Annotated in this window: 23 protein-coding genes; 6 read left to right on the top strand and 17 right to left on the bottom strand. The window is 70.2% G+C overall.

What is annotated here, in order from left to right; translation table 11 throughout:
* Positions 1 to 2 precede the first annotated feature (2 nt).
* From pdxT to LTH93_RS03975, 4 genes are all read right to left on the bottom strand, one after another.
* Positions 3 to 614, bottom strand: a complete 612-nt coding sequence (pdxT, locus tag LTH93_RS03990; protein WP_241463919.1) for a pyridoxal 5'-phosphate synthase glutaminase subunit PdxT — start codon at positions 612 to 614, stop codon at positions 3 to 5.
* Positions 611 to 1522: a pyridoxal 5'-phosphate synthase lyase subunit PdxS gene (gene pdxS / locus LTH93_RS03985; RefSeq protein ID WP_342357709.1), complete on the bottom strand. Its 912-nt coding sequence runs from the start codon at positions 1520 to 1522 to the stop codon at positions 611 to 613. The genes pdxT and pdxS overlap by 4 nt, the downstream gene beginning before the upstream one ends.
* 112 nt (positions 1523 to 1634) lie before the next feature.
* Positions 1635 to 2441, bottom strand: a complete 807-nt coding sequence (locus LTH93_RS03980; protein WP_241463920.1) for a PspA/IM30 family protein — start codon at positions 2439 to 2441, stop codon at positions 1635 to 1637.
* 123 nt (positions 2442 to 2564) lie between these two features.
* Positions 2565 to 4064, bottom strand: a complete 1500-nt coding sequence (locus tag LTH93_RS03975) for a hypothetical protein (protein ID WP_241463922.1) — start codon at positions 4062 to 4064, stop codon at positions 2565 to 2567.
* A gap of 552 nt (positions 4065 to 4616) precedes the next feature.
* On the opposite strand from LTH93_RS03975, the gene LTH93_RS03970 reads away from it, so the two are divergent.
* Positions 4617 to 6119, top strand: a complete 1503-nt coding sequence (locus LTH93_RS03970) for a S1C family serine protease (protein ID WP_241470136.1) — start codon at positions 4617 to 4619, stop codon at positions 6117 to 6119.
* 37 nt (positions 6120 to 6156) lie between these two features.
* A complete protein-coding gene (locus LTH93_RS03965) occupies positions 6157 to 6906 on the top strand; it encodes a PIG-L deacetylase family protein (RefSeq protein ID WP_241464431.1) in 750 nt (249 codons plus the stop codon).
* A 21-nt stretch (positions 6907 to 6927) separates the two neighbouring features.
* On the opposite strand, the gene rraA is transcribed toward LTH93_RS03965, so the two are convergent.
* The 4 genes from rraA to LTH93_RS03945 all read right to left on the bottom strand — a co-directional run bounded on the left by rraA (position 6928) and on the right by LTH93_RS03945 (position 10926).
* Positions 6928 to 7464: a ribonuclease E activity regulator RraA gene (gene rraA / locus LTH93_RS03960; protein WP_241463925.1), complete on the bottom strand. Its 537-nt coding sequence runs from the start codon at positions 7462 to 7464 to the stop codon at positions 6928 to 6930.
* Positions 7464 to 9233 carry an anti-sigma factor domain-containing protein gene (locus LTH93_RS03955; protein WP_241470135.1) on the bottom strand — a complete coding sequence of 590 codons (1770 nt, stop codon included), beginning with the start codon at positions 9231 to 9233 and terminating at the stop codon, positions 7464 to 7466. The genes rraA and LTH93_RS03955 overlap by 1 nt, the downstream gene beginning before the upstream one ends.
* 58 nt (positions 9234 to 9291) lie before the next feature.
* Positions 9292 to 9774, bottom strand: coding sequence for a tRNA (cytidine(34)-2'-O)-methyltransferase (locus LTH93_RS03950; RefSeq protein ID WP_370642659.1), 483 nt, complete (start codon positions 9772 to 9774; stop codon positions 9292 to 9294).
* 84 nt (positions 9775 to 9858) lie between these two features.
* Entirely contained in the window at positions 9859 to 10926 is a 1068-nt protein-coding gene (locus LTH93_RS03945; protein ID WP_241470134.1) for a J domain-containing protein, read from the bottom strand.
* A gap of 43 nt (positions 10927 to 10969) precedes the next feature.
* Here LTH93_RS03945 and LTH93_RS03940 point away from each other — a divergent pair, with 43 nt between their 5' ends.
* Positions 10970 to 12202 (top strand): cysteine desulfurase family protein, encoded by a 1233-nt coding sequence (locus tag LTH93_RS03940; protein ID WP_241470133.1) that lies wholly within the window; start codon positions 10970 to 10972, stop codon positions 12200 to 12202.
* Positions 12203 to 12323: 121 nt separating this feature from the next.
* Here the strand turns inward: LTH93_RS03940 and LTH93_RS03935 are convergent, their stop codons facing one another.
* The 9 genes from LTH93_RS03935 to LTH93_RS03895 form a co-directional block, all read right to left on the bottom strand.
* Positions 12324 to 12737 (bottom strand): VOC family protein, encoded by a 414-nt coding sequence (locus tag LTH93_RS03935; protein ID WP_241463930.1) that lies wholly within the window; start codon positions 12735 to 12737, stop codon positions 12324 to 12326.
* Positions 12738 to 12870: 133 nt separating this feature from the next.
* Complete coding sequence (locus tag LTH93_RS03930; RefSeq protein WP_241470132.1) at positions 12871 to 14010, bottom strand: hypothetical protein; 1140 nt, start codon at positions 14008 to 14010, stop codon at positions 12871 to 12873.
* A complete protein-coding gene (locus tag LTH93_RS03925) occupies positions 14010 to 14447 on the bottom strand; it encodes a chorismate mutase (RefSeq protein WP_241463933.1) in 438 nt (145 codons plus the stop codon). The genes LTH93_RS03930 and LTH93_RS03925 overlap by 1 nt, the downstream gene beginning before the upstream one ends.
* 26 nt (positions 14448 to 14473) lie before the next feature.
* Positions 14474 to 15628 carry a tRNA 2-thiouridine(34) synthase MnmA gene (gene mnmA / locus LTH93_RS03920; protein WP_241463935.1) on the bottom strand — a complete coding sequence of 385 codons (1155 nt, stop codon included), beginning with the start codon at positions 15626 to 15628 and terminating at the stop codon, positions 14474 to 14476.
* A gap of 145 nt (positions 15629 to 15773) precedes the next feature.
* Complete coding sequence (locus tag LTH93_RS03915) at positions 15774 to 17096, bottom strand: DUF58 domain-containing protein (RefSeq protein ID WP_241470131.1); 1323 nt, start codon at positions 17094 to 17096, stop codon at positions 15774 to 15776.
* A gap of 117 nt (positions 17097 to 17213) precedes the next feature.
* Positions 17214 to 18230, bottom strand: a complete 1017-nt coding sequence (locus LTH93_RS03910) for an AAA family ATPase (RefSeq protein ID WP_241470130.1) — start codon at positions 18228 to 18230, stop codon at positions 17214 to 17216.
* Entirely contained in the window at positions 18223 to 19524 is a 1302-nt protein-coding gene (locus LTH93_RS03905) for a DUF4350 domain-containing protein (RefSeq protein WP_241470129.1), read from the bottom strand. Before LTH93_RS03905 ends, LTH93_RS03910 begins: the two co-directional genes overlap by 8 nt.
* Entirely contained in the window at positions 19521 to 20156 is a 636-nt protein-coding gene (locus tag LTH93_RS13415) for a DUF4129 domain-containing protein (RefSeq protein ID WP_241470128.1), read from the bottom strand. Before LTH93_RS13415 ends, LTH93_RS03905 begins: the two co-directional genes overlap by 4 nt.
* Positions 20137 to 21339, bottom strand: a complete 1203-nt coding sequence (locus LTH93_RS03895) for a hypothetical protein (RefSeq protein WP_241463942.1) — start codon at positions 21337 to 21339, stop codon at positions 20137 to 20139. Before LTH93_RS03895 ends, LTH93_RS13415 begins: the two co-directional genes overlap by 20 nt.
* A gap of 149 nt (positions 21340 to 21488) precedes the next feature.
* Between LTH93_RS03895 and mtrA the strand changes: the two genes are divergently transcribed.
* From mtrA to LTH93_RS03880, 3 genes are all read left to right on the top strand, one after another.
* Positions 21489 to 22178: an MtrAB system response regulator MtrA gene (gene mtrA, locus LTH93_RS03890; protein ID WP_036473691.1), complete on the top strand. Its 690-nt coding sequence runs from the start codon at positions 21489 to 21491 to the stop codon at positions 22176 to 22178.
* 77 nt (positions 22179 to 22255) lie between these two features.
* Positions 22256 to 24025, top strand: a complete 1770-nt coding sequence (mtrB, locus tag LTH93_RS03885; RefSeq protein ID WP_241470127.1) for an MtrAB system histidine kinase MtrB — start codon at positions 22256 to 22258, stop codon at positions 24023 to 24025.
* The gene (locus tag LTH93_RS03880; RefSeq protein WP_241470126.1) at positions 24022 to 25746 is read left to right on the top strand and encodes an LpqB family beta-propeller domain-containing protein; all 1725 of its coding nucleotides are present in this window, start codon (positions 24022 to 24024) and stop codon (positions 25744 to 25746) included. The genes mtrB and LTH93_RS03880 overlap by 4 nt, the downstream gene beginning before the upstream one ends.
* The last annotated feature ends 84 nt before the right edge of the window (positions 25747 to 25830 follow it).

Genomic DNA, 25830 nt, shown 5'->3' with positions numbered 1-25830 from the left:
GGTCAGCTGACGGTCTGCTCCGCACTGATCTCGACGAAATACTGGTGCAGGCGGTGATCCGGAGTCAGTTCCGGATGGAAGCTCGCGGCCAGGATCCGTCCCTGCCGAACCGCCACCGGACGGTCCTGCCAGGAGGCGATGACCTCCACGTCGACGCCCAGGGACTCGATGACCGGGGCCCGGATGAACACGGCCTCCAACGGGGTCGGGTCATCTCCGGGGAGCCCGGGCACCTGAAGCGGACCGATGAAGGATTCCAGCTGGCTGCCGTAGCCGTTGCGCCGCACCACGACGTCCAGGCCGCCGATGCGCTCGAAACCGTTGAGCGCCTCGGCGTCGAGGATCTGATCGGCCATCAGGATCATGCCGGCGCAGGTCCCGAACATCGCCATACCCTCGGCGTGCCGCTCCCGGATGGACTCCATGAGTCGCACCGGGGCGGCAAGCCGGGCCATGGTGGTGGATTCACCACCGGGCACGATCAGCCCGTCCAAGCCCTGAAGCTCGGAGGGACGGCGCACGGTGGAGACCTCGGCCCCGGCGGCGCGCAGGGCGCGGGCATGCTCGGCCACGGCTCCCTGCAGCGCCAGGACCCCTATGCGGGGTGTGCTCACCAGCCGCGCTCGGCCAGCCGGTGAGGTGCCGGGAGGTCGGCGACGTTGATTCCGACCATGGCTTCGCCCAGACCCTTGGAGGCCTCGGCGACCACGCCCGCGTCGTCGTAGTAGGTGGTGGCCTTGACGATGGCGGCCGCACGCTCGGCGGGGTTGCCGGACTTGAAGATGCCCGAGCCCACGAACACGCCGTCGGCGCCCATCTGCATCATCATCGCGGCATCGGCGGGAGTGGCCACGCCGCCGGCGACGAAGAGGACCACGGGGAGGCGTCCTTCGCGAGCGATCTGCTTGACCAGCGCGTAGGGCGCCTGCAGCTCCTTCGCGGCCAGGTAGAGCTCGTCCTCGGCCAGGGAGGTCAGCCGGGCGATCTCTCCGTTGATGGTGCGGATGTGCTTCATCGCCTCGGAGACGTCGCCGGTGCCGGCCTCGCCCTTGGAGCGGATCATCGAGGCGCCCTCGGTGATCCGGCGCAGCGCCTCACCGAGGTTGGTGGCGCCGCAGACGAAGGGCACCTTGAACTTGGACTTGTCGATGTGGTGGGTGAAGTCCGCAGGCGAGAGCACCTCGGACTCGTCGATGTAGTCGACCTTGAGGTGCTCGAGGATCTGCGCCTCGACGAAGTGACCGATCCGGGCCTTGGCCATCACGGGGATGGAGACCTCGTCGATGATGCCGGTGATCAGGTCGGGGTCTGACATCCGGGCGACACCGCCGGTGGCGCGGATGTCGGCGGGCACACGCTCGAGGGCCATGACGGCGACGGCACCGGCGTCTTCGGCGATGCGGGCCTGCTCGCGGGTGACCACGTCCATGATCACGCCGCCCTTGAGCATCTGGGCCAGTCCGGTGTTCACCGCGGTCGCGCCGGTGGCGGCAGCAGTGTGTGAAGTGGACTCAGTGGTCACGGAGGTCTCCTGAAGGTTGGGTTGCTGCGATGACAATGGGGAGTGAACATCGCGTTCACTCCCCATTGTTTCATCACTTCAGCGGGACCGCCGAACCGACGTCATACTGCGCTCAGGCGCGGTCGCGTTCCTCAGCTTCGAGCTGCGCGGTGTAGTCCTCGGTGGCCTGGCCATCTGAGGACCCGGCGCCCAGGGCTGCCGGCGCGGAGCTGCCGGACTTCAGCGCCGCGAGCCGGGCGTCGACCTCGGCCTGTTCGCCGAGGTCCTCCAGGGATTCGAACTGCGCGTCCAGCGAGGAGGCGGCCAGCTCGTTCTGCCCGCGCACCTTGGCCTCTTCGCGGCGGATCTTCTCCTCGAAGCGTCCCACCTCGGAGGTCGGGTCCATCACGTCGATGGTCTTCACCGCGTCGTGGACCTGGGACTGGGCGTGCGCGGCGCGGGAACGGGCGATCAGCTCGTCACGCTTGCTCACCAGCTGCTGACGCTTGGTCTTCATCTGCTCGAGGCCGGTCTTGAGCCGGTCCACGATCTCGCGCTGGGAGGTGATGGTCGGCTCGGCGGACTTCGCCGAGGACTCCGCCTCCATCTGACGCTGGATGGCGACCTTGGCCAGGTTGTCGAACTTCTGCGCGTTCTCGGTGTTGCCGCCGTCGCGGAACTCGTCGGCCTTGCGGGACGCGGCGAGTGCCTTCTGGCCCCAGGACCGTGAGTTCTCGAGATCCTCGCTGTAGTCGTCCTCCATCATGCGCAGGTTGCCGATGGTCTGGGCGATCGCCTCTTCGGCCTCTGCGATGTTGTTGGTGAAGTCTCGGACCATCTGGTCGAGCATCTTCTCCGGGTCCTCGGAGCGATCCAGCATGGCGTTGACGTTCGCGCGTACCAGCTGGGACATGCGACCTAAAATGGACTGCTTGCTCACAGTGTTCACCTTTCCTTGTGTATCAATGTCTATCGATTGCTCACGTTGTCGATACTAGTCACGGGTGCTGGTCACGGCCATGGCGCGGCTCCGGTGAAGACCCAGCTGCTCGATATTTCTGCGTCAGAACATCCGCCGACGGCGCCCGAAGCCGCCCCCGCCCATGGGCCTGCGGCCGCCGGGGTAGCCGTAGCCGCCCGGCATGCCGAATCCGCCGAACCCGCCGCCGTAGCCTCCGCCGCCGCTGAGTGCATCCTCGGCCGATTCCTGTCGGGCGATCTGGGCTGCCTGCACGGCCAGCGTCTTGGCCTGGGTGGCCAGCTCCAGGGCCTTGGCAGGCTGGCCGTCTCCGATGGATTCGGCTTCGGCGAGGGTGCGTTCGGCCTCGGCCATCCGGGTCCTTGAGGTGGCGCCGCTGCGCTTGGAGCGCAGGTAGTCCCGGGAGGACTGCACCTGGTGCCGGGCGGTGAGGATCTCGGTCTGCAGCACTTCGCGGGCTCGCCGGTCCCTGGCCTGCTGGTCGCGGACAGCGTTCAGCGGCTCGTCGAGCTCCCGGTGGGCGATCTCCAGCGAGTTCAGCAGCTCCAGCGGGTTGGTCTTCTCCCCGGAGTCCAGGGCGCGCCGGACCTGCTTGACCGCTGCCTCGGCGGCGGCGATGGGTCCGGCCAGCTCTGCCGACTGGCCCGCCTGCATGGTGGCGCGGGCCTGGGCGATGTCCTGCTCGGTCTGGTCCAGTCCGATGCCGAGATTCTGTTCGGCGCTGCGCAGCCGCAGCTGGGTCTCCTCGAGGGAGTCGATCAGCTTTCCGGCCTCCCCGGCGGCTTCTTCTCCAGCGTGGATCGCGACGACCGCGTCCGACGCCGCTGAGCCGGTGAGCGCCTTCTCGGCGTCATCGGCCGAGGTGTCAGCGTGCTGGAGGCTGCGAGCGGAGTGTGTCAGGGCTTCGGTGAAGGAGGTGAGCGCGTCGTCGTCGTATCTGGACTGCAGGTCGGGCAGGCGCTTCGCGGCCTGCTCACGGCGGCTGCGGAACTCACCGATCCGGGTGCGCAGCTGGTCCAGAGCCGGGCGCGGGTCGAGTTCGAGGCTGCGCAGGGACTCGAAGTCCTGGCGGTGCGACTCGAGGGTCTCGTTGACCCGCTGGCAGTTGGCGATGACCTTGCGCAGCAGCTCGCGCGCCTGCTCCTCGTCCTCCGGCGGGTCGCGGTCGACCGTGTGCTGCATCCGGAAGGACTCCTGAAGGTGCTCCCGCGCCTCGTCCACGTCCTTCTGGAACGGGGCGACCTGCTCATCGCCGTAGGCGGCGCTGGCGAAGAGGATCTCCTGCTCGGAGGAGTTCACCGCGTTGTCCGCTGCGATCAGCAGGGAACCGGCTTCGCGGCGGAGCTCCTCGAGGCTCATCTTGGCCAGCCGACGCTCCTCCGCGGAGCCGGCTCGAGAGTTCTGGCCGCCGGAGAGCTGCTGGTTGTTCGCGAAGCCCTGGAGCCGGCGGTCCTGCTTCTTGCCGCCGGAGAGCCACACTGCACCGAGACCGATCAGGCCAAGGATGACTGCACCGATCAGCAGCGGGCCGATGACGAACATCCCGAGGGTGATGGGCGGATTGAGGAGTACGTCGGGCACCATGGGCCGAGTCTATAAGTGGCCTCAGACATCGTCTATCGGGGAACGGTCAGCTCGTCTGTGAGCGTAGGAGGCGGGGTCCGCAGGCCCGAATCCCGGCGTCCTGGCGTCCCAGAGGGCGGAGGTGGGCGGGCCGGCGGGGGTGCGGCGTGCGGATCGCGGGCTTCCGGGTGCGGGTCACCTCGAAAGTCCTTTCCGCCGCACGTCAGGCACTCGGCGTCTCCGGGAATCGTCCAGGAGGCGCCCAGGCCGTTATCGTCATCGATACAGGATGAGCGCTGACAATAGCAGTCGAGCCAGCGAGAGCATGCGTGTCACGCTCCGGCCGCCACACTATTGCACCGCAAGACCACAAAGGCAGGTTCCACCATGAGTTCAGATCCGCACAACGGCCCTCGCCGGGACGACGTCGACCCTCCGGAGGATGCCACCGCGCGGATCGATCCTGTCTTCCCTGCGTCTGCTTCGGCTGGACCAGGGGAGCGGGATTCAGCGGAGCAGACTGCGCCCGGCCCGCAGACGGGTTCGGACGCGGGTTCGGGGGGACCGGCCGGGGTGGAGTCCTATTCCGCCGGATGGCCAGCCTCTCCCTCAGGCGCGCCGGGAGCCCAGCAGTCCCCCTCCGGGGAGGGCGGCTACGGTCAGGGCGGGCACAGCCAGGGCCCGTACGGCCAAGAGCAGTACAGCCAGAGCGCGTATCAGCAGGGTCCGTACGGCCAGGCCCAGTACGGCCAGGCCCAGTACGACCAGGACCCCTCCTATGCCGGGCAGGGCTATGACGCCTATGGCGGGTACGGCTCCGGGGCTGCCTTCGTTGATCCCAGCCAGCAGCCGCGCCCCAAGCGCACGGTGGGCGTCGGCGGCCTGGCGCTCGCGGTGCTGCTCGCCGGACTGCTCGGCGGCGGTGTGGTGGCAGGCAGCCAGGCGGTGCTCGCCGATGGGGGGATCAGCACCTCTTCGACCGGCGGGATCGAGATCAACAACCCCGACTCTGCCACCGTGGTCACCGCCGCGGCGGCGAAGGCCTCTCCTTCGGTGGTGACGTTGGCGGTCAGCGAAGGCGGACAGGGCGGATCGGGCTCGGGCATCATCCTCGATGAGGAAGGCCATGTGCTGACCAACACCCACGTGGTGACCCTCGGCGGAGCCGCTCCCGACCCCGACATCCAAGTCCGGATGAGCGACGGCTCGGTGTCCGACGCCACGCTGGTGGGCACCGACCCGCTGAGCGACCTCGCCGTCGTCCAGCTGGAGGACATCGAGGGGATCCAGCCCGCCGAGCTGGGCTCCTCCGGTGACCTCAACGTCGGGGACCAGTCGATCGCCATCGGCGCCCCGCTCGGCCTCTCCGGCACGGTCACCGACGGCATCGTCTCCACCCTGAACCGCACCATCTCGGTCGCCTCCTCCGCGGTGGAGGACGAGGGTGCCGATGCCCCGGAGGCCCCTGAGGAGGGTGTCGAGGAGGACGGCTTCGAGTTCTACTTCCCGGACATGGAAGGGTCCCCCACCCAGGGCTCGATCCATCTCAACGTGATCCAGACCGACGCCGCGATCAACCGCGGCAACTCCGGCGGCGCCCTGGTCGACGGGGAGGGCCGGGTGATCGGAGTCAACGTCGCCATCGCCTCCTCGGGCGGGGCGGCAGAGACCGACGCCGGATCCATCGGCGTGGGCTTCGCCGTGCCGATCGACTATGCGCAGCGAGTCGCGCAGGAGCTGATCGACACCGGCGAGGTCTCGCACGGGCTGCTCGGGGTCACGGTCGCCGCCGCCGGTTCCCAGGAGGTTCCGGAGGAGGCCGAGCCAGGACTCGCTCCGGTGATGCCCGGCTTCACCGTCGGCGCGCTGATCGATGATGTTCCTGGCAACACCCCGGCCGCCGAGGCCGGCCTGGAGACCGGTGACATCATCACCGCGGTCAACGACCGGCGGATCGAAGACTCCCTCGCGCTGACCGCCACGATCCGTGAATACCCGGCCGGTGAGAGCGTGACGATCAGCTTCGTGCGGGACGGGCAGCAGGAAGAGGCAGAGGTGACCCTTGGCGCGACCTGAGTCTGACGTTCTCGCAGCCAGAGCCTCTGGCTCGGCGCTGACGACCCCCGCTCAGCTCGCTGCCGAGCACGACATCAGCCGGGTGCTGGCCTTCGGCGCCCATCCCGATGACATCGACTTCGGCGCGGCGGGCAGCATCGCAGCCTTCACCGCGGCGGGCGTGCAGGTGACCCTGTGCCTGCTCACCGCAGGCGATGCCGGCGGCTTCGAGCCCGGGCGTGACGGGGCCGAGATGGCCCGGGTGCGTGAGGCTGAACAGCGCCAGGCGGCCGCGGCGCTCGGGGTGGACGAGGTGATCCTGCTCGACGAGCGGGACGGCTTCGTCGCGCCCACTGCCGAGCTGGTCGGGAAGATCGTGCGGATCATGCGTCAGGTCAGGCCCGAAGTGGTCATCTCACCGCATCCGGAGCGCGCCTGGGACCGGCTGCAGAAGGCCCACCCTGATCATCTGGCCTGTGGTGAGGCGGTGGTTCGTGCCTCCTACCCGTATGTGGAGAACCCCTTCGCCTACCCGGAGCTCGCCGCCGCGGGCCTCGAGGCGTTCAAGATCCGGCATCTGCTGCTGACCACCGCCCCGCAGGAGCGGGTGAACCTCCGCCTCGACGTCACCGGCCAGGAGTCAGCGAAGATGACCGCGCTGCGGGCACACTTCAGTCAGCATCCCGACGCCGTGCGGATGGAGGACTTCGTGCTGGAGCAGATGCGCGAGATCCACGGTGCCGGCGGCTTCGCCGAGGAGTTCCACTGGGTCACGGTCAACGCGCCGGACACGATCAGCGGGTTCTGAGGCCCAGCCGAGTTCTGCGGCTCAGGCGGGGGTGACCAGCACGCCGTCGGCGTCGGACCACAGGGTGGCTCCCGGCACGAAGGTGACGCCGCCGAACTGGACCGGCACGTCGACCTCGCCCAGCCCGTCCTTGACCGACTTCCGTGGGTTAGAGCCCAGCGCGCGCACCCCGAGATCCATCTCGGCCAGCTGCTCACGGTCCCTGACGGCGCCGTGGATGACTACTCCGGCCCAGCCGTTCTCGATCGCCGAGGCGGCGATCATATCCCCGAGCAGAGCCGAGTCGAGCGAGCCTGCACCGTCGACGACGAGCACAGCGCCGGCGCCGGGGGAGTTCAGCAGCTCTTTGACCAGGCCGTTGTCCCGGTGGCAGCTGATGGTCCGGATCGGGCCGGTGAAGCGGGCGCGGCCGCCGAGGTTCAGCAGCTGCAGCGAGAGCGACTGCAGAGACTCATCGGCGTCGTAGAGGTCGCAGGTCGCGAAGTCAGAGCCGGTGGGCTCAGGGCCTGCAGCAGGCTCAGGGTCGGTGCTGGGGGTGGGCACGGATTCTGCGCTCATCAGTCCTCTTCCTCATCCTCGTCGGCGGACCCGCCGTACTGCGGGCCATCGGTGACTCGTTCGCGCATCTCGATCTCTCCGACCGTCTCGCCTGTCGGGCGTTCCTCGCCGCGGATCTGCTCGACGGTGATCTGCAGCGCCCGGTTCGACTCGACGCTGCGCAGGGTGACGACCTCCTCCTCGAGCTCGGCGGCGGTGAAGTTGCCCAGCGAACTGGGCTGGCCGTCGTCGCGCGGCATCAGCCAGAGCTGGTAGGTGGCGTCGCCCTCGAGCTCGCCGACCTCGGAGAAGTCCACGTAGCCGACGTTCTCGGCCGCGGAGATCACCGCCCGTGCGGTGCCCCCCTCGGCGAGCTCGATGCCGTCGACGACCCGCGCCTCGGGGTCCCCGTCGGCAGTGGCCTGCACGTCCTGACCCACGGTCAAGCTCCAGATGAGCAGGATCGCGGCAAGCACCACGACGGCGAGTCCGGTCACGATCATCCAGCGCTTCACCAGAGGCTCCCGCTTCGGCGCAACCTCGGTGTGGCTGGAGATGGACTCCACCATCCCCATCCCGACGTCTTGATCGGAGAGGTTGTGCAGCACCTCATCGAGCAGCTGCCCAGGCGGGACGACCGGGTAGGCGGTGAAGACCTCGGCGAGGGTGCGTCGGGCGGAGAGCACCCGGGTGTCCCAGGCGCGCGCGGTGGCTTCGTCCGCGGTCACTGCGGCCGCATCCAGCACGGCGCGTTCCCGGTTGTCGATGGCGTCCAGGGCGTGGATCTCGGCGAGCTCCACGAGCAGCCCGTGCTCCACGTCGGCGGCGATGTCCTCGGTGAAGTTCCGGTTGACCGCGCCGGAGCGTTGCACGTCCTTCTTCGTCACCGCTGCGCGCAGGATCGGATCCAGCTCCGCCTCACGGTTGGTGCGCCGGGCGTGCATCCGGGTCATGCCGTCACGCAGACGTGACTTCACCGCCGGAACGGCGGCCCGCACCGTCGCGGCCACCTCTTGGTGCGTGTAGCCGGCAAGATAGCTCAGCGCCAGCGCCTGGGACTGGGAGTCCGAGAGCACACTGATGTCATCGATGATCTCCTCGGGAAGACCCGCGATGCCACCGCCCTCCTCGGCCGGGACCACGGAGAGCTGGATCGGTGTGGCCAGGCCGTCTCGGAAGCGCTCCACGATGATCCGATGCGCCAGCGGCACCAGCCATTCCAGGACCAGCTCGTACTCGGTGGGCCGGTAGGCGTCGTCGGGGGCCTGTTCGTCGGCGGCATGCTCATCGGTGAGCAGCTCCGAGGCCTGGGACTGCAGCCGGAGATCCTGGGCGCGCTCATCGGCCTGGTCCCAGAGCTGCTGATAGACCGCCAGCGTGGACCTCTGCGCCCCCTCGGGGTCCTCGTGCATGAGCAGCGCCAAGCCGTAGACCACGTCGGAGGTGGCCTCGTAGAAGGTGGCGAAGGAGGGCTGGTATCCGCGGGCTGAAGCGGCGAGGAGTTCGCTCAGCGTCGGGTCGCGGTGCGGATCGGCGGAGTCGGGCTGGTCGACGTCGTCGTACTCGGGACCGTCATGCTCCGCCGCGGTGTGCCCATCCTCGGTGTACCCGGCCTCGGTGCGTTCAGCCGCGTCGAGCTGCGCGTCTTCGGGGGAGGTCTCACGGCTTCCGGAGTCCTCGAGACCAGAGGTCTCATGTGCGGATCCGCGGTCAACTTCTGCGCGGGTCCGGCCGCCGTCGGGACGGTCGTCGGGGCGGTCCGAGGCAGGGCGGTCAGAGGCGGTGTCCATGGTTGGTGAGTGTATCGATCCTCAGCGGCTTCCAGCGTCACCAACACCCTGATGAGCCTCAGACGGCCCCGGTGAAACCGTCCTGACGCCATGCTTCGTAGACGGCGATCGAGACCGAGTTCGCCAGGTTCAGCGACCGGCGGGAGGCGAGCATCGGGATCCGCACCCGCTCGGTGATCCGGGGATCGGCCTTGACCGCATCATCGAGCCCGGTGGATTCTCGGCCGAAGAGCAGCACATCGCCGCTGCGGTAGGTGACCGAGGTGTGCGTGACGCTGCCCTCGCCGGTGAAGGCGAAGATGCGCTCCGGGGCCAGCGCCGCATACGCGGCCTCCAGGCTCGGGTGCACGGTCATCACCGCCAGATCGTGGTAATCGAGTCCGGCTCGGCGCAGCTTGGCGTCGGCGAAGTCGAAGCCGATCGGCTCGGCCAGATGCAGCTCCACCCCGGTGACCGCGGCCAGCCGGATCAGGTTGCCGGTGTTGCCGGGGATCTCAGGCTGGTCCACCAGCACACGAATCGGAGTGTTCACGCCGGTCATCCTACCGGCGCCGGGCGCGGCCGGGTGCGGTGGGGCTCCGGCCGGGCGCCGGCGCAGGGAGGGGCGACGACGCCGGCGGGTCCGCTATTCCTGCGGGTGCTGCAGCTGCCTGCGCAGCGCGGCGAGCAGGTGCCGGTCGATGACGTTGGCCTGCGCGGAGGCGGCGAGCTGTTCGCGGATGCTGCGGAAGGCGCGCGCCGGCGCCAGCGGGGCCCGTCCGGCTCCGGTGCCGCGTGACTCCACGACTGGGCTCTGCATGCCGCCGTCGGGGGAGTGAAGCACGATCTGCTGACCCAGGTTCAGGCTGGTCTCACGGCCGGTCTCGCGCATCGCCGCCTCCAGCGTGGCCCGCAGGAGCCGGGACTCCCCGGTGAGGTCAGGCAGGGCCAGCGAGCGGCCGGCGGCGTGAAGCCTGCGGCCATCCCAGGATGCGGCTGCGGCGGGCACCTCGAGGGAGGAGACCACCACCAGGGTGTCGCCGCAGACCAGGACGTGATCGACGGCTGGTCCGCGCGGGGGCCGGCTGGCTCCGCGGCGATCCTTCCCCGCCGGTTCCAGCGCCACCGCGTTGAACAGCCGTGCGGTGGGCAGCTCGGTCAGGACGTGCTTCTCCAGCAGGGCGCCCATCCGTTCGGCCCGGCGGGCACGCCCTCCGCCGAAGATCCCGCGGGAGGCGAAGCGGCCATGGGTGCGCTGGCTGGTCAGCGGCAGCGAGAGCGGCTCAGGCCGGGAGAGGTCCGGGATGTAGACCGGGGCCAGGTGGGCGGTCCCCGACGGCGTGCGGGCAGAGTCCGCGCTGGACGAGCGCGCCGAGGTGCTGCCCGAGGCGGTGGTCCGAAACGCCGCACCGGATCCGCCGAAGCCGGTGCCGCCGAACCCGGGGCCACGGCCGTAGGTGGGCCCGTCGGTCTCAGCATCCTCATCGGCCTCCGCGCGCTGCGGCTGGCGCAGCCTGCGGTCATAGGCGGCCCGGGCGGATTCATCGCCGAGGACCTCCCAGGCGGACTGGACCTCATGGAACTCCTCGGCCGTGCCGCCGGCGTCGGGATGGGCCCGCCGAGCCTGCTTCCGATAGGCCGCGCGAACAGCCTGGGCGTCGGCGTCGGGGCCGATGCCCAGCACGCTGTAGAGATCTCCGGGGTGACTGCTCATCGAAGATTCACGATAGCCCCAAAAGCGTAGAATCGTGGACACGATGTCATCTGCACCCGACGCCCCGCCCGGCGGATCCTACTTCGACCACGCCGCCACCACCCCGATCAAGCCCACCGCGATGCGTGTGCTCACCGAGGTGATGCCCGCCCTGTCGAACCCCTCCTCGCTCCACGGATCCGGCCGCCGCGCCCGCCTGGCGGTGGACTCCGCCCGTGAGCAGCTCGCCCGCGCTCTCGGAGCCGACCCGTCCGAGGTGATCTTCACCTCAGGAGGCACCGAGGCGGACAACCTCGCGGTCAAGGGGCTCTACTGGCAGCGCCGCGCGCAGGAGCCGGCCCGGCGTCGGATCCTGCTGCCCGGGATCGAACATCACGCGGTGCTCGAGACCGCCGAATGGCTCGAGGCCCACGAAGGTGCCGAGCTCGGGATCATCGCCATCGACGCCCACGGGATCGTGGACCTGCGCGCACTCGAGGCGACCCTCGCGGCCTCGGCGGAGTCCGTCGCGCTGGTCACCGTGATGTGGGCCAATAATGAGACCGGCGCGATCCAGCCGGTGGCGCAGATCGGGGAGCTCTGCGCACGTTTCGGGGTGCCGCTGCACACTGATGCGGTCCAGGCGTTCGGCTCGCTGCCGGCCGGTGTGGCCCCGCTGAGCTTCCGCGACTCCGGTGCGGCGACCCTGGCGATCAGCGGACACAAGATCGGCGCCCCGGTGGGGATCGGCGCGCTGCTGGTCCGCCGGGACGTGGTGCTGACCCCGGTGCTGCACGGCGGAGGCCAGGAGCGCGACATCCGTTCCGGCACCCTCGACGTCGCCGGGATCTGCTCCTTCGCCGCCGTGGCCGAGGAGCTGGTCGCCTCCCAGCCGCAGGAGTCCCAGCGGCTGGCGCGGCTGCGCGATCAGCTGCTGGCCGCCGTCGTCGAACTCGACGGGGTGACGCTGCGCGGACCGGACCCGCGGACTCACCCGGAGCTGCGGCTGCCGAACAACCTGCACATCACCGTGGACGACGCCGAGGGTGATTCGCTGCTGTTCATGCTGGACATGGCCGGCTTCGACACCGCCACCGGCTCGGCCTGCACCGCAGGGGTCCCGCGTCCCTCCCACGTGCTGCTGGCGATGGGCCTCAGCGAGGAACAGTCCCGCGGCGCCCAGCGCTTCACCCTGGGCTGGACGACGACGGAGCGCGACGTCGCCGCGCTGGCCGCCGCGCTGCCCGCGGTGATCGCCCAGGCGCGCAGCGCCGGAATGGCCGCCGCCCGGCGCTGAACCGGGGAGCAAGAAGCGCACTGCGCGGGGCGGTCTGCGACGGAATGCGGGCCCCGGCGGCGTCTGATCCCCCGCAGAGCGCCCAGCGCCCAGCGAACGGGGATGCGGTCGAGGGCTCAGCTCAGGGCAGCACGATGTCGTTGACCTCGCCCGGCGCGCAGGCGATCTCCCAGCGGAACCCGTCCGGATCGGCGAAGTACCCGCTGTAGCCGCCCCATTCGCGGCGCTCGGCCGGCTGGATCGCCGTCGCGCCGGCGTCGCGTGCCTGGTCCAGGACCGCGTCGACCTGCTGACGGGTGGCCACATTATGCGCCAGGGTCAGCGGCGCGACCCCGTCGCCGGTCATGATCGGGCCCACCTCGGCCTCGAACTCGCCGCGATCCCAGAGCGAGAGCAGCAGGTGCGCCCCAGCGCGCAGCATCAGCACCCCCGGGGCCTCCACGCTGGGCGCCCAGCCGAGACCGTCGACGTAGAAGCGCCGGGTTGCGGGCAGATCGCTCACAGCGAGGGTGATCAGGGAGAGTCGCTGCTCCATCGGGGCCTCTCTCAGGTGCTGTGCCCTTTGCGTGGGCGGCTTGCGGCGGCAAGCGGGTCCGCGTACGGGGCCATTCCACCGCAGAGTGCCCACGCGAGGGAAGGGGCGCTTGGACCGGGCGGGGATGAGCCGCTCAGGCCTCGCGGATCTGGTCGCGCAGCGCCTCGGCGGTGTCGCGCACCCGGGTGAGCACCCGCATCGCGGCGGGCTCGGTCAGCGCGGCGAACTGTGAGCGGGCAGGTTCCCCCTGGTGGCGGTCCGCGGAGCCCACCAGGATGAAGCTCTCCAGGCTGTTCAGCGGCATCCCGAGCCGGTCCCAGGGTCCGCGCAGCCGCCGCGCGATGTCGCTGACCGGGGGGAGCTGGGTCTCACCGCGGCGTGCGGCGTCCCGTGAGGCAGGACGCGCGGCCGCGGCGGTCTCGGCGCCGGTCAGCGTGGAGGCGAGCATGGTGGCACCGGATTCCACCAGTTCGGCGGTGCGTTCCCAGCCGGGTGCCTGCATCACGGTGAGATCGACGCTGAAGCCGCTCGCTCGCGGGCCCTGAGCCGCCCGGAAGTCCTGCATGTGTTCAGGCTCCACGCTGCCGCCGAGGTCCAGCACGATCTCCTCCACCCCCGTGCCTCGGAGGGTCTCGATCATGAGGCCGAGGTGGCCGCGTGCCTCTTCACGGTCCAGGGCGCGGATGCTCCGGTAGCCGCTGACCGTGGGGATCAGCCCGCCGCGAGCGCGGGTGTAGTCGGGTTCGGTGATGATCACCGTCAACGACGACGGCGCGCAGGCCCGCCGCACATGGGTCAGGTGTTCGGCGACCCCCGTGGCGAGGGAGGCGGCCAGGTCCCGACGCGCCCCGTGGTCGGTGAGCACCTTCTCCCCGGAGTGCAGCGCGAGCCCCGCCATGAGACTGATCGGTCCCAGCAGCTCGAGCACCAGGGGAGCGGCGAACCCACCGTCGTCGGGGGTGTCCAGTCCGGCCTCGCGGCGCTGCCCGCGGACATCGGCCAAGGTGTCCACATCGGAGCGCAGCCAGCCGCGCGCGCGCTGATCATCGGCGCCGGGACGCTGGGTGAGCCGCCAGCCGTAGGAGGTCAGTTCGGTGGCGAGCTCGGAGAGCTGGGCGAGGCTGCGGCCCAGCAGCTGGGAGTGCAGCCCGCGCCCGGGAAGCTCGGGCAGTCCGGGCAGGTGCGGTGCCGGCAGCTCCGCTGCCTGGAGCTCGGCGCTGCGCAGAAGATTCGTCCCCGGCATCACGCCGGCCGCGGTGGAGCGCAGGGGCATCAGCGCCGGGCCGAATCGTCGGCGGGAGCGGCGGCGGGTGCGGGTTCGGTGACGGCTCCCGACGATGCCGGGTCAGTCGGGGACGGCCCCGGGCCGCCGGTCGCGCCGGAGGAGGCGGAGATCGCCTCGTGGTGGCGGATGACCTCTTCGATGATGAAGTTCAGGAACTTCTCGGCGAACTCAGGGTCGAGCTGGGCCTCATTGGCCAGCCGCTTGAGCCGGGCGATCTGGTTCTTCTCCCGGGCCGGATCCGCCGCAGGGAGCTGGTGCTTGGCCTTGAGCACCCCGACGCGCTGGGTGGCCTTGAACCGCTCGGCCAACAGGTAGACGAGGGTCGCGTCGATGTTGTCGATGCTCGCCCGCATCGAGAGCAGCTCATCGAGGATCTCGGGTTCTACCTGGGCGGCGGCCTCGCCGGCGCGGGGATCTGTGCTCATGCACCCAGCCTACTGGTGCGCCCTGCCTACCGGGCGGCCGAGCTCACCGGCTGGTAGTTCTTCGAACGGGCGGTGTCGATGGTGGCCTGCCCCAGCACCCGGGTGCCCTGGTACATCACCGCGGTCTGTCCGGGGGCCACTCCCTGGAGCGCCTCGTCGAGCTCCACCATCAGCCTCGGGGCACCGGTGGAGGTCTCCGGGTGCTCGGCCTCGACCCGGGCGCGGGCCGGGACGGGGTCGGCGTGGGCGCGGATCTGCAGGTCCAGGGAGAACCACCCACCGGTGGCGGCCTCGGGCACCGGACTTCCGGCCCAGGAGAGCCGGATCCCGGTGAGCCGGTCGATCTCGAGCAGCTCACGCGGCCCGGCGACCACGGTGTTGTCCTTCGGTCGGATCTCCAGCACGAAGCGGGGCTTGCCGTCCGGTGCGGGGTGGCCGAGCTTCAGCCCGCGGCGCTGGCCCACGGTGTAGGCCTCGGAGCCCTCATGCTCGCCGATCTGCTCGCCCTCGGCATCAAGGATCGGGCCGTTGCGCAGCTCGATCTGCTCGGCGAGCCAGCCGCGGGTGTCGCCGTCGGGGATGAAGCAGATGTCATGGGAATCGGGCTTCTTCGCCACCGAGAGTCCGCGTTCTTCCGCCTCGGCGCGGACCAGGTCCTTCGAGGGGGTCTCGCCCAGCGGGAAGATGCAGTGCTCGAGCTGCTCGGTGGTGAGCACGCCGAGCACATAGGACTGATCCTTGGTCCAGGTCGCTGCCCGGTGCAGCTCCGGGCTGCCCTCGGCGTCGCGGAAGACCTTGGCGTAGTGGCCGGTGGCCACCGCGTCGAAGCCCAGCGCGATCGCCTTGTCCAGCAGCGCCTCGAACTTGATCTTCTCGTTGCAGCGCATGCAGGGGTTCGGGGTGCGGCCGGCGGCGTATTCGCTGATGAAGTCATCGACCACGTCGGCCTTGAAGCGTTCGGAGAAGTCCCAGACGTAGAAGGGGATGCCGAGCTTCTCGCAGGCGCGCCAGGCGTCGGAGGAGTCCTCGATGGTGCAGCAGCCGCGGGATCCGGTGCGCAGCGTGCCGGGCATCCGGCTCAGCGCCAGGTGGACCCCGACGACCTCGTGGCCGGCGTCGACGGCGCGGGCCGCGGCCACCGCGGAGTCCACTCCGCCGGACATGGCTGCCAATACCTTCATGAGATGACTTTCCGATCGACGATGATGCGCTCCGTGGAAGTGGAGATGCTGATGCCCAGTATTCAGCAATCCCGGGGGTCGGTGCATTCCCGCCGGTCAGCGGCCGCTCATCCGACTGCCAGCGGTGCCTCGTCAGCCGCCGGCGCTAGAGCCGGCCCGAGGCCTTGAGCCGGATATAGGTGTCGGCGAGCTGCGGGGGCAGCTGGTGCGGGGTGGCCTCGACGACCTCGACCCCGAGCGAGGCCAGCTGGCGGCGCAGCGCCTCCTTCTCGATCAGCGCCCGCTCGGCGGCGGCCGCACGGTAGACCTCCCCGGTGGTCTCCCGGGCTCGCGCTCGCCGGTCCAGCTCGGGGTCGCGCACCGCGGCGAGCACCACGAGGTGGCGCTGGCTCAGCGCCGGCAGCACCGGGAGCAGGCCCTCCTCCAGGGACCCCGAGTCCAGCGAGGTGAGCACCACCAGCAGGCTGCGCTGGGAGCTGATCATGCGGATCTGGCCCGGCAGCTGGGAGAAGTCGGCCTCCACCAGGCGGGGCTCCACCGTGGACATCGCCTCGGCCATCTGGTGCAGCAGATCTCCGCGCATCCCGGAGCGGGCCTGGGAGCTGACCCCGCGGTCGAAGGAGAAGTAGTCCACCCGATCCCCGGCGCCGGCGGCGAGCGCACCGAGCAGCAGGGTCGCCTCCATCCCGGAGTCCAGCCGCGGCTCGTCCTCGATCCGCACCGCGGAGGTGCGGGAGGAGTCCAGCGCCAGGATCACCCGCCGGTCACGTTCAGGCCGCCAGGTGCGCACCACCAGGTGCTGGCCCTGGGAGGACTGCCGCCGGGCCGTGGCGCGCCAGTCGATGGAGCGCACATCGTCGCCGCGCACATAGTCGCGCAGCGAATCGAACTCGTGCCCGGCCCCGCGTATCTGGACCGCGGTGGCGCCGTCGAGCTCGCGCAGCCGCTGCAGCTTCGAGGGCAGATGCCGGCGCGAGTGGAACGGCGGCAGCACCCGCAGGGTGTGCCTGACCTGGTGGGTCACCTGGCGTCCGGCAAGACCCAGCGGACCGATCGAGCGCAGGCTCAGGTGTTCGCTGTGCAGGTCTCCGCGGCGGGTGGGCCGCAGCGCCGTCTCGATCCGCGCCGTCTCGATCCGGGAGCTCGACCCGGGACCCAGCCGGATCGGACTGACCTGCTGGCGCGCGCCGGCGGAGGGCTGCCAGCCGTCCTTGACCTGACCGCGCAGCCGTCGCGACCCGTGGTGATGCACGGTGGTGCTCGCCGTCGTCGGCTGGCCCAGCCGCACGTCGGTGGTGGGCACGCGCTCCACCCGCACGCTGCGCGGGGAGCCGGCGAGGACCATGTCGAGCGCGGCGAGCAGCACCAGCAGCAGCGCGCAGCCGAGCAGCGTGGCCGGGGCCGGGAACACGACGACGACGGCGCTCAGCACCAGCGCCAGGTAGAGGAAGCGTCGGGTCAGGACCATCGGGCGGCTCCCTCTGCGGAGTTCATCGCGGAGTTCATCGCAGCGTCCATCTCAGCTGCCGACTCAGCTGCCGACTCAGCGGCCATCTCAGGGGTGGTCACGTGTCCGGGCCGCCGTTCAGCGCGGGACCGGGACGGTGGCCAGGATGGACTGCAGCACGTCGTCGATGCTGACCCCGTCCATCGCCGCCTCCGGGCGCAGCGAGACGCGGTGCCGCAGACAGGCCGGGGCCAGCGCCTTGACGTCGTCGGGGGTGATGAAGTCGCGTCCGGAGAGCCAGGCCCAGGCACGGGCGGCGTTCATCAGGGCGGTGGCGCCACGGGGGGAGACGCCCAGCTGGAAGCTCGGGGTCTCCCGGGTGGCGCGGGCGAGGTCGACGATATAGGCGAGCACCTCACCGGCGATGGCGACCTGGCGGACCTGGGCGCGGGCGGCGAGGACGTCCTCGGCGCCGGCCACGGCGCGGACTCCGGCGCCGGCGAGGTCGGAGGGGTTGAACCCGGCGGCGTGGCGGCGGATGACCTCGATCTCCTCTCCGCGGTGGGGGAGGTCCAGGTGCACCTTGAGCAGGAACCGGTCCAGCTGGGCCTCCGGCAGCGGGTAGGTGCCCTCATACTCCACCGGGTTCTGGGTGGCGGCGACCAGGAACGGATCGGGCAGCGCCCGGCTGATCCCGTCCACCGAGACCTGGCGTTCCTCCATGGCCTCGAGCAGCGAGGCCTGAGTCTTGGGCGGGGTGCGGTTGATCTCATCGGCGAGCAGCAGGTTGGTGAAGACCGGGCCCTCGCGGAAGCTGAAGTCCCCGGTCTTGGAGTCATAGACGAGCGAGCCGGTGACGTCGCCGGGCATCAGGTCCGGGGTGAACTGCACCCGCGAGGTGTCCAGGCTCAGCGAGGCGGAGATCGCGCGGACCAGCAGCGTCTTGGCCACCCCGGGCACACCTTCGAGGAGCACATGGCCGCGGACCAGCAGCCCGATCAGCACGCTGGTGACGGCGGCGTCCTGACCGACCACCGCCTTGGCCACCTCGCCGCGGACCTGTTGGAACTTGTCGCGCAGCTGGTGCGCCGCCTGGTCTCCGAGCTGGTGCGGGGCCTGATGGTTCTGCGTGGCGGCGATATGCGGTTCAGTCATTGCTGGTGTTCTTCCCTTGCTGGTGGTTCAGGTGTGTGGGGTCTTGTTCGTTGCGCGGCCCGGATCCGCGACCGGTGTCCTGCTGACCGTTGGTGTGGCGACCGCTGGGGTGGTGACTCAGCGCGGCGCGCTGGACCTCGTCCTCCAGCTGCGCCAGCGCCTGGGCGTAGGCGACCAGGTCTGAGTTGCGTCGCGGCTGCCGGGCGAGCAGCGCGCCCAGCTGGGCGGGGTCGCGGCGGACCTGCCGGGCGGCGGCGTCGATGATGCTCGCCTCCCGCGGGGCGGCCCCGAGCCTGAGCAGCCGGGCCAGCCGGATCAGGTGGGCGCTGCGCAGCGTCTGTGCCGAGGCGGTCACTGCGTTGGCGCTCTGATACATCCGGCCGCGCCCCTCGGCGGTCTCGGCCGCGGGGACCTGGACCGGCAGCGGTTCGCCCACCACCGGGCCGGGACGCCGCCCGAGCACGAGCATCATCACCAGCACGCAGAGCAGCAGCCACCAGGCCAGCGGGGTGACCCAGTCGGGGAGGAAGTCCATGGGGGAGGCCCACTGCTGGTCATCGAGGGTGTCCAGGCCCATCGGGGTGTACCAGATCAGGTCGTCCTCGGCGCCGAAGAGCCACAGCGCCAGCGCCGCGTGCCCGGCGTCGGTGATGTTCTGGTTGGTGAACGCCGCCGGCGCCCCGAAGAACACACCGGCTTCGGTCTCGATCAGCATCTGCGCGTCACCGGCGTCATCGGAGAATCCGGTGAAGCAGCCCGGTTCATCGCTGTAGAACAGCGCGCCCGGGGCCTGCACCGTGGCGGCGTTCACCGCGGCGTCCAGCGGGCACTGGGCGCCGGCCTCCAGGGCTGAGCCGGATCCACCGCCCGGGTGCGCTCCGGCGTAGAGCTCCGGACCCTCAGGGTGCAGCGCGCTGAGCAGCTCGGAGCCCTCGCTGAGCAGCACCACGGGGCGGTCCCCGCGTGCGCGCAGGCCCTCGACGAAGGCGTCGTCGGGGACGTCGCCGGTGGAGAGGACCACCAGCGGGGCCCCGGGATGCTCGGTCAGCAGCTCGCGGGCGATCTCCGCGGAGGGGGCCGGGTGGATCTGAACCTCGCGGTCCTCGAGCACCTCGGAAAGCGCGGCGTACCCGTCCAGCGAGGTGTTCCCCAGGCCGAAGCGATCCAGGTCCTCGTCGCTGACCGACCGGACGAGTGCCACCGCGAGGACGCCCAGGACCAGCAGGAGCAGCCAGAACTGCCAGCGCTGGAACCCGCTGCGCAGGGTGGAGCCGAGCGTCGCCGTCGTCGTCATCGCCGCGCCCCCTGAGTCTGCAGGCGCTCAGGCTGCTGAGTTTCGGCCGGAGAGGACCGCAGCCGCTCCTGGAGGGTGAGCAGGGAGTCGTAGTCGGTACGCTGCAGCGCACCGCCGCCGTAGCGGGAATAGTTGAACAGCTCTGCCGCGTGGATCGCCTGCTGCGCCTGGACGGGGTGCGCCCGCGCCAGCGCCGCGCCTGCCTCGGTGGCGGTGCGACCTGCCTGCTCGGTGAGCTCCTGGCACTCCTCCGCGGCCCGGATCACGGCACGGAAGAGCTCCCGGCAGGCCTCGTCGAAGCGTCCGGCCTGGGCGTGGGACTCGGCGCGCCGGCGCAGCTGCTCCGCGGTGACGCCGGCGGGGCTGGTGAGCAGCTCCGCAGAGTCGGTGCCGCGCTGCAGCCGGGGCCGCACCAGCACGATGCACAGGACCACCGCGGCGAGCAGCAGCACCAGCAGCAGCACCGGTCCCAGGGGCAGGTTCAGCGGACCCAGGTTCAGGCTCAGCTGGTCCAGCCAGCCGAAGAAGCGGTCTGCGGCCTCGCGCAGCGGACCGGTCGCGTCGCGCTGATAGCGCGGATCGCTGAGCTCCTGCTCGAGGAGCCGCCGGGCCTCATCGGGTTCGGGCTGCACCGAGGCTCACCTCCGCGAAGTGTTCCTGGAGGTGCTCGATCGACCCGGGGACCAGACGATCGGCGCCGGTCCGGGCAGGCTCCGCCGGCCCCGCCGGCTGCGCCTGCCCCGGCAGCCCCACCTGATGCGGGTCGGCCGGAGCCAGCGGGCCTCGCACCGGATCGGCCGCAGCCAGCAGCGTCACGTCCAGGGCCTCCTGCCGGATCCTGGCATTGAGGTACATCAACGAGATCACCGTGCCCACCACCCCGATGAACAGCGTGGAGAGCACCGTGCCGTAGAGCTCGGTCAGCGCGAAAACCGCGAAGCCGGCCCACTCCCCGCCTGTGGTCAGGCTGTTCTCGATCAGCTCCGAGGCGGCCACGGCGAGGATCAGCGGCATCGAGGCGATCGTGAAGACCAGTCCGAGGATCACGTAGAGCAGCGCGACCAGCCCGATGTTGCGCCACCAGCGTCCACGGTTCAGCCGCCAGGACCGTCCGAGGGCCGCGAAGGGACCCATGCGCTCCACCACCACGGTCAGCGGGGCGTACATCACCGCCGCAGTGACCCAGCACAGCGCCAGAAAGAGCCCGGGCAGGACCACCACGGCCCCGAAGAACAGGGTGATCACCAGCAGCAGCACCGCGACGAAGAACACCGGCAGCGCCACCACGGTGAGGATCAGCCCCAGCACCAGCAGGTTGACCACGGTCGGACCGAGTCGGCCCAGCCGCAGCCGGACGGTCTGGCCCATCCCGGTATGCAGGCCGTAGGCGGCACGCAGCGTGGGCAGCACCATATAGGCAGTGGCCACCGCGATGACCAGGAACGTCACCGCGGAGCTCGCAAAGGTCACCCAGAGGAACGCGGCATCGGTGGCCACGCCCAGCGCCAGGTCCGGGTCCTCGAAGGCGTCCGGGTCGGTGAGCATGCGCATATAGGAGGACGAGGGCAGCACCAGCATCATCACCAGGGTCAGCCCGAAGTTCACCAGCCCGGCGAGGAAGGGGACGCCCAGCACGGCCTTCGGAGATCGACGGATCACGGCCACGGCGGCGCTGAAGAGCTCATCTGCGACCATCCGGCGCAGCGGGAAGACCGAGCCCGGGGTCAGCGGGGGCTCCTGCGTGGCGCGCGAGGGCGCAGAACCGAGGCCCGGCCGCGGCCGAGCATCACGGTGTGTCTCCGCTGTCCGGATCATCGCCCCTCCTCAAGCGCGTCTGCGCGAGTGCCCTCTGCGCCCAGCCTACCGCTCTCATATATCCTGAATGCGGTGCCGCCTGGAAACTGGGCCCAAATCTGCGCGCGCGAGACGCTCTGCGCCGCAGGACCCCTATGGATGGAGAGCAGATGAAAGCCAGAATCCTGGTCGTCGACGACGACGAAGCGCTCGCGGAGATGATCGGCATTGTGCTGCGCAACGAGGGATTCGAGCCCACCTTCTGCTTCAACGGCGAAGACGCCCTGGAGACCTTCCACAGCTCCAAGCCGGACGTGGTCCTGCTCGATCTGATGCTGCCCGGCAAGGACGGCATCGAGGTCTGCCGCGAGATCCGCGAGGAGGCCGACACTCCGGTGATCATGCTGACCGCCAAGTCCGACACCGCCGATGTGGTGCGCGGACTCGAGGCCGGCGCCGATGACTACGTGCCGAAGCCCTTCAAGCCCGCCGAGCTGGTCGCCCGGGTGCGGGCTCGACTGCGTCCGGCTGACCACAATGCGCGCCCGGACGGAGAGAACCTCACCATCGGGGACCTGAGCATCGACGTCGCCGGTCACGAGGTCCGCCGCGGCGAGCACCGGATCTCGCTGACCCCGCTGGAGTTCGACCTGCTCACCGCGCTGGCGAAGAAGCCCTGGCAGGTCTGGAACCGCGAGATGCTGCTGGAGGAGGTCTGGGGCTACCGCCACCAGGCCGACACCCGACTGGTCAATGTCCACGTGCAGCGACTTCGTTCAAAGATCGAGAAGGATCCGGAGAACCCCGAGATCGTGCAGACCGTGCGCGGCGTCGGTTACAAGGCCGGAGGGCAGGGGTAGTCATTCCTGGTGAAGCTGAGCCCTCCGCAGATCAGGCTGCCTCACGGTCCTCGGCGACCTCGACCGGCAGCGTCCCGGTGGTCCGGGACCGTGTCCGGGACCCGCAGGAGGAGATCGACGCGGCCGCGAAGGCGACCGAGGCCGCCGACGGCGAGCAGGTTGCCGTCGAGAAGCGGACCTTCGGCGGAACCGCCCGGAAGATCAGCGGGCTGCCTCGGCTGTGGGCGCGCTCGCTGCTGATCCGCGCGGTCTTCTTCACCGGCCTGCTCACCATGATCAGCACCATGGCCGTGGCGGCCTTCCTGGTGCAGCAGGTCACCTCCGGACTCTTCCAGGAGCGCTTCGATCAGGCCGAGCTGGAGGCCGCCGATGGCCTGGACGCGATCCGGAGCAGCTTCGCGGCACTGAGCACCAGCAGCCGGACCGAGGCCCAGCAGGACATCCAGTCGATCCTCAACGACGTGGACGACTCCACCGCGCAGATCCAGCGCGAGGTCATCCTGCTGCCGCTGGAGGGCGGAGAGAATCTCTACGTCGACGGCATCACCTCCGGGGGCCTCCCACCGGGCCTGATCTCGGATGAGCTCAACGCTGCCGTCGCCGGGGGCACCGGCCAGTACTGGCAGGCGGTCCAGCTCAACGCCAACCGGACCAATGATTCGCCCGGAATCGCGTTCGGCACTCAGGTCGACGTGCAGGGCAACCCCTATGCGCTCTACTTCGTCTACGACTTCTCCCCGGTCCAGGAGAACGTCGCCTTCGTCTTCCGCACCATGCTCGTCGCCGGTGCCGCGATCCTGCTGATCAACATGGCCATCGCCGCCTGGGTCGCCCGCTCGGTGGTGCGTCCGGTCTCGCAGGCCGCCGAGGTCTCGGAACGGATCGCCGACGGTCAGCTGGACCAGCGCCTGGCCGTGCGCGGGGAGGACGAGATCGCCCGACTGGGCCTGTCCTTCAACCGGATGGCCTCGAACCTGCAGGAGCAGATCACGCAGCTGGCGAACCTCTCCAAGATGCAGCAGCGCTTCGTCTCCGATGTCTCCCACGAGCTGCGCACCCCGCTGACCACGGTACGCATGGCCGCCGAGGTGCTGCACGAGTCGCGCGATGACTTCGATCCGATCAACCGACGCTCCACCGAGCTGCTCCACCACCAGGTGGAACGGTTCCAGGCGCTGCTCTCGGACCTGCTGGAGATGTCGCGGTTCGACGCCGGCGCCGCCGAGCTGGCCACTGCTGAGGTCGACCTCCTGGCCCTCGTCCGGGAGGTGCTGATCAGCTCCAAGCCGCTGGCGGAGAGCTCGAACACCCCGCTGGGCCTGGTGGTCCAGGGAGAGAACTTCCTCGCCGAGGTCGACGCCCGACGGATCAGCCGGATCCTGCGCAACCTGATCAACAACGCGATCGAACACGCCGAGGCACGCCCGGTCGATGTGATCGTCTGCTCCAGCCCCACCGCGGTCGGCATCGCGGTGCGCGACCATGGGATCGGCATGAGCCCCTCCGAGGTCGCCCACGTCTTTGACCGCTTCTGGCGCGCCGACCCGGCCCGGGCGCGCACCACCGGAGGCTCCGGGCTCGGCCTCTCGATCGCCACCGAGGACACCCGGCTGCACCAGGGTGCCCTGGACGCGTGGGGTCAGAAGGGTCAGGGCTCCTGCTTCCGGCTGGTGCTGCCGCGCCGACAGTCGGTGCCCTACCGCGCCTCGCCGATGGCGCTGCCTCCGGTCTACCGGGCCACCGACAGGTACCGCATCGAGAACATCCAGGATCTCTCCGAAGAAGAGCCGCAGCATGACCGGATCAACGAACAGGCGCTCTACCAGGCGAGGAAGGGTGAGTCATGATCCGCCGTCGACTGCTCGCGCTGATCACAGGGCTGCTCACGCTGATGCTCTTGCTCAGCGCCTGCTCGCCGCTGCTGCCCACCGACGGGCCGGTGGGGACCTCCGCCCCGGAATCAGGCGAAGACCTCACCTACGCCCCGCAGGCGCAGCCGCCGCAGACCGGCGCGACCGCAGAACAGATCGTCGCGGGATTCATCCGCGCCGGAGCCGGCGCCCAGGACGACTACGCCATCGCACGGCAGTTCATGTCTCCGGCGGCGGCCAGGGACTGGCGACCTGATGCGCGGACCGTCGTCTACTCCTCCGAACCACCGGTGCTGGCCTCCGGAGAGGACACCTGGAGCGCCCCGTTCCAGGTGGACTCCGTGGTGGACGGGGCCGGGATCCTGACCCGGCTGCCCGAGGACTCCACCGAAGTCATGGACTTCACCGTGGAGGAGGTCGAGGGGGAGTGGCGGATCACCGAAGCCCCCGACGGCACCATGCTCATCGACGGCTCGTTCCAGCAGGCCTTCCAGGCCCACACCCTCTACTACTTCGACCCACAGCTGCGCTACGCGGTGCCGGATCAGCGCTGGTTCCTCAACCGGCCGGGCATCTCCTCAGAGATCGTCAGCGCGCTGTTCGCCGGACCGGCGCCCTACCTGGAACCCGCCGTGATCTCAGCCTTCGGCGACGACGTCACGCTGGAGCGCGCCTCGGTGCCGGTCGATGACAGCACCGCCGCGGTGGACCTCTCCCCGGACGGCGTCGAGGACGCCGATCCCGCCGAACGGGTCCTGATGCAGCAGCAGCTGGACCTTGCGCTGACCTCGCTCACCCGGATCAACGATGTCGAGATCACCGTGGCCCAGCGCGAGCTGGAGATCCCGGTGCAGGCGGACCTGCCGGAGGAGGATCGGCTGCGCATCGAGGTCTCCCCAGAGGTGGACTCCACCCAGGTGGGCATCGAGAACGACACGCTGCGCCGACAGAACGACCAGGTCACGCTCTCCATCGGAAGCCTGCCAGACATCGCTGACCTGGACCCGCAGGCACCGGCGGTCCCGGGATCCTCCTCCGAGGAGGTCTTCGCGTTCCTCAACGGCGAGGGCGATCAGCTCTACCACCTGCGCCCCGAGCGGGCCGAGGACCCGGTGCTCGAGGCCCCCAACCTCACCCGCCCCTCGATGGACAACTACGGCTGGACCTGGACCGCGTCCGCGGAGGGCGACGACGCCACGGTCCACGCCCTGGCCTATGACGAGTCCCTGGAGCCCTCCAGCGCGGAGGTCAGCGCCGACTGGCTGGAGAACCGCACGATCACCTCGCTGCGCATCGCTCAGGACGGGGCCAGGGCCGCGGTGATCCTCGACGACGACGGCGAACGGGACCTCTACGTGGCCGGTGTGATCCGCGATTCCACCGGCATCCCGCGAGGACTCGGGCAGCCGATGCGGCTGGAGACCTCGGTGGAGCTCGAGGAGGTCCGCTGGCAGGGACCCGACGCGCTCTACGTCTGGGCAGGCTCCGACGAGGAGACCATGACCCCGGAGCGGGTCACGCTGACCGGCGCGAACCGGGCGGACAGCCCGCTGCTGGGGCTGTTGAACATCTCCGTGGGGGAGGGCCAGCAGAAGGTCTTCGCCGAGACCGTGGACGTGCCCTTCCAGAATCTCTCCGGCGACACCTGGGTGGCGCTGGAGGAGATCGAGGTCCGGGATCTGGCGTTCCCGGGCTGAGGCCCCGGGTCTCTGATCTGCTGGGTCGCTGATCTGCTGGTGCGCTGGGCCGCTGGGCTGCTGGTGTGCTGGGCCGCCGATTCT

Origin of the sequence: Nesterenkonia sp. DZ6, from assembly GCF_022565835.1 — a bacterium.
Classification (GTDB): Bacteria; Actinomycetota; Actinomycetes; order Actinomycetales; family Micrococcaceae; genus Nesterenkonia.
This window is presented reverse-complemented; position numbering and strand designations above follow the sequence as displayed.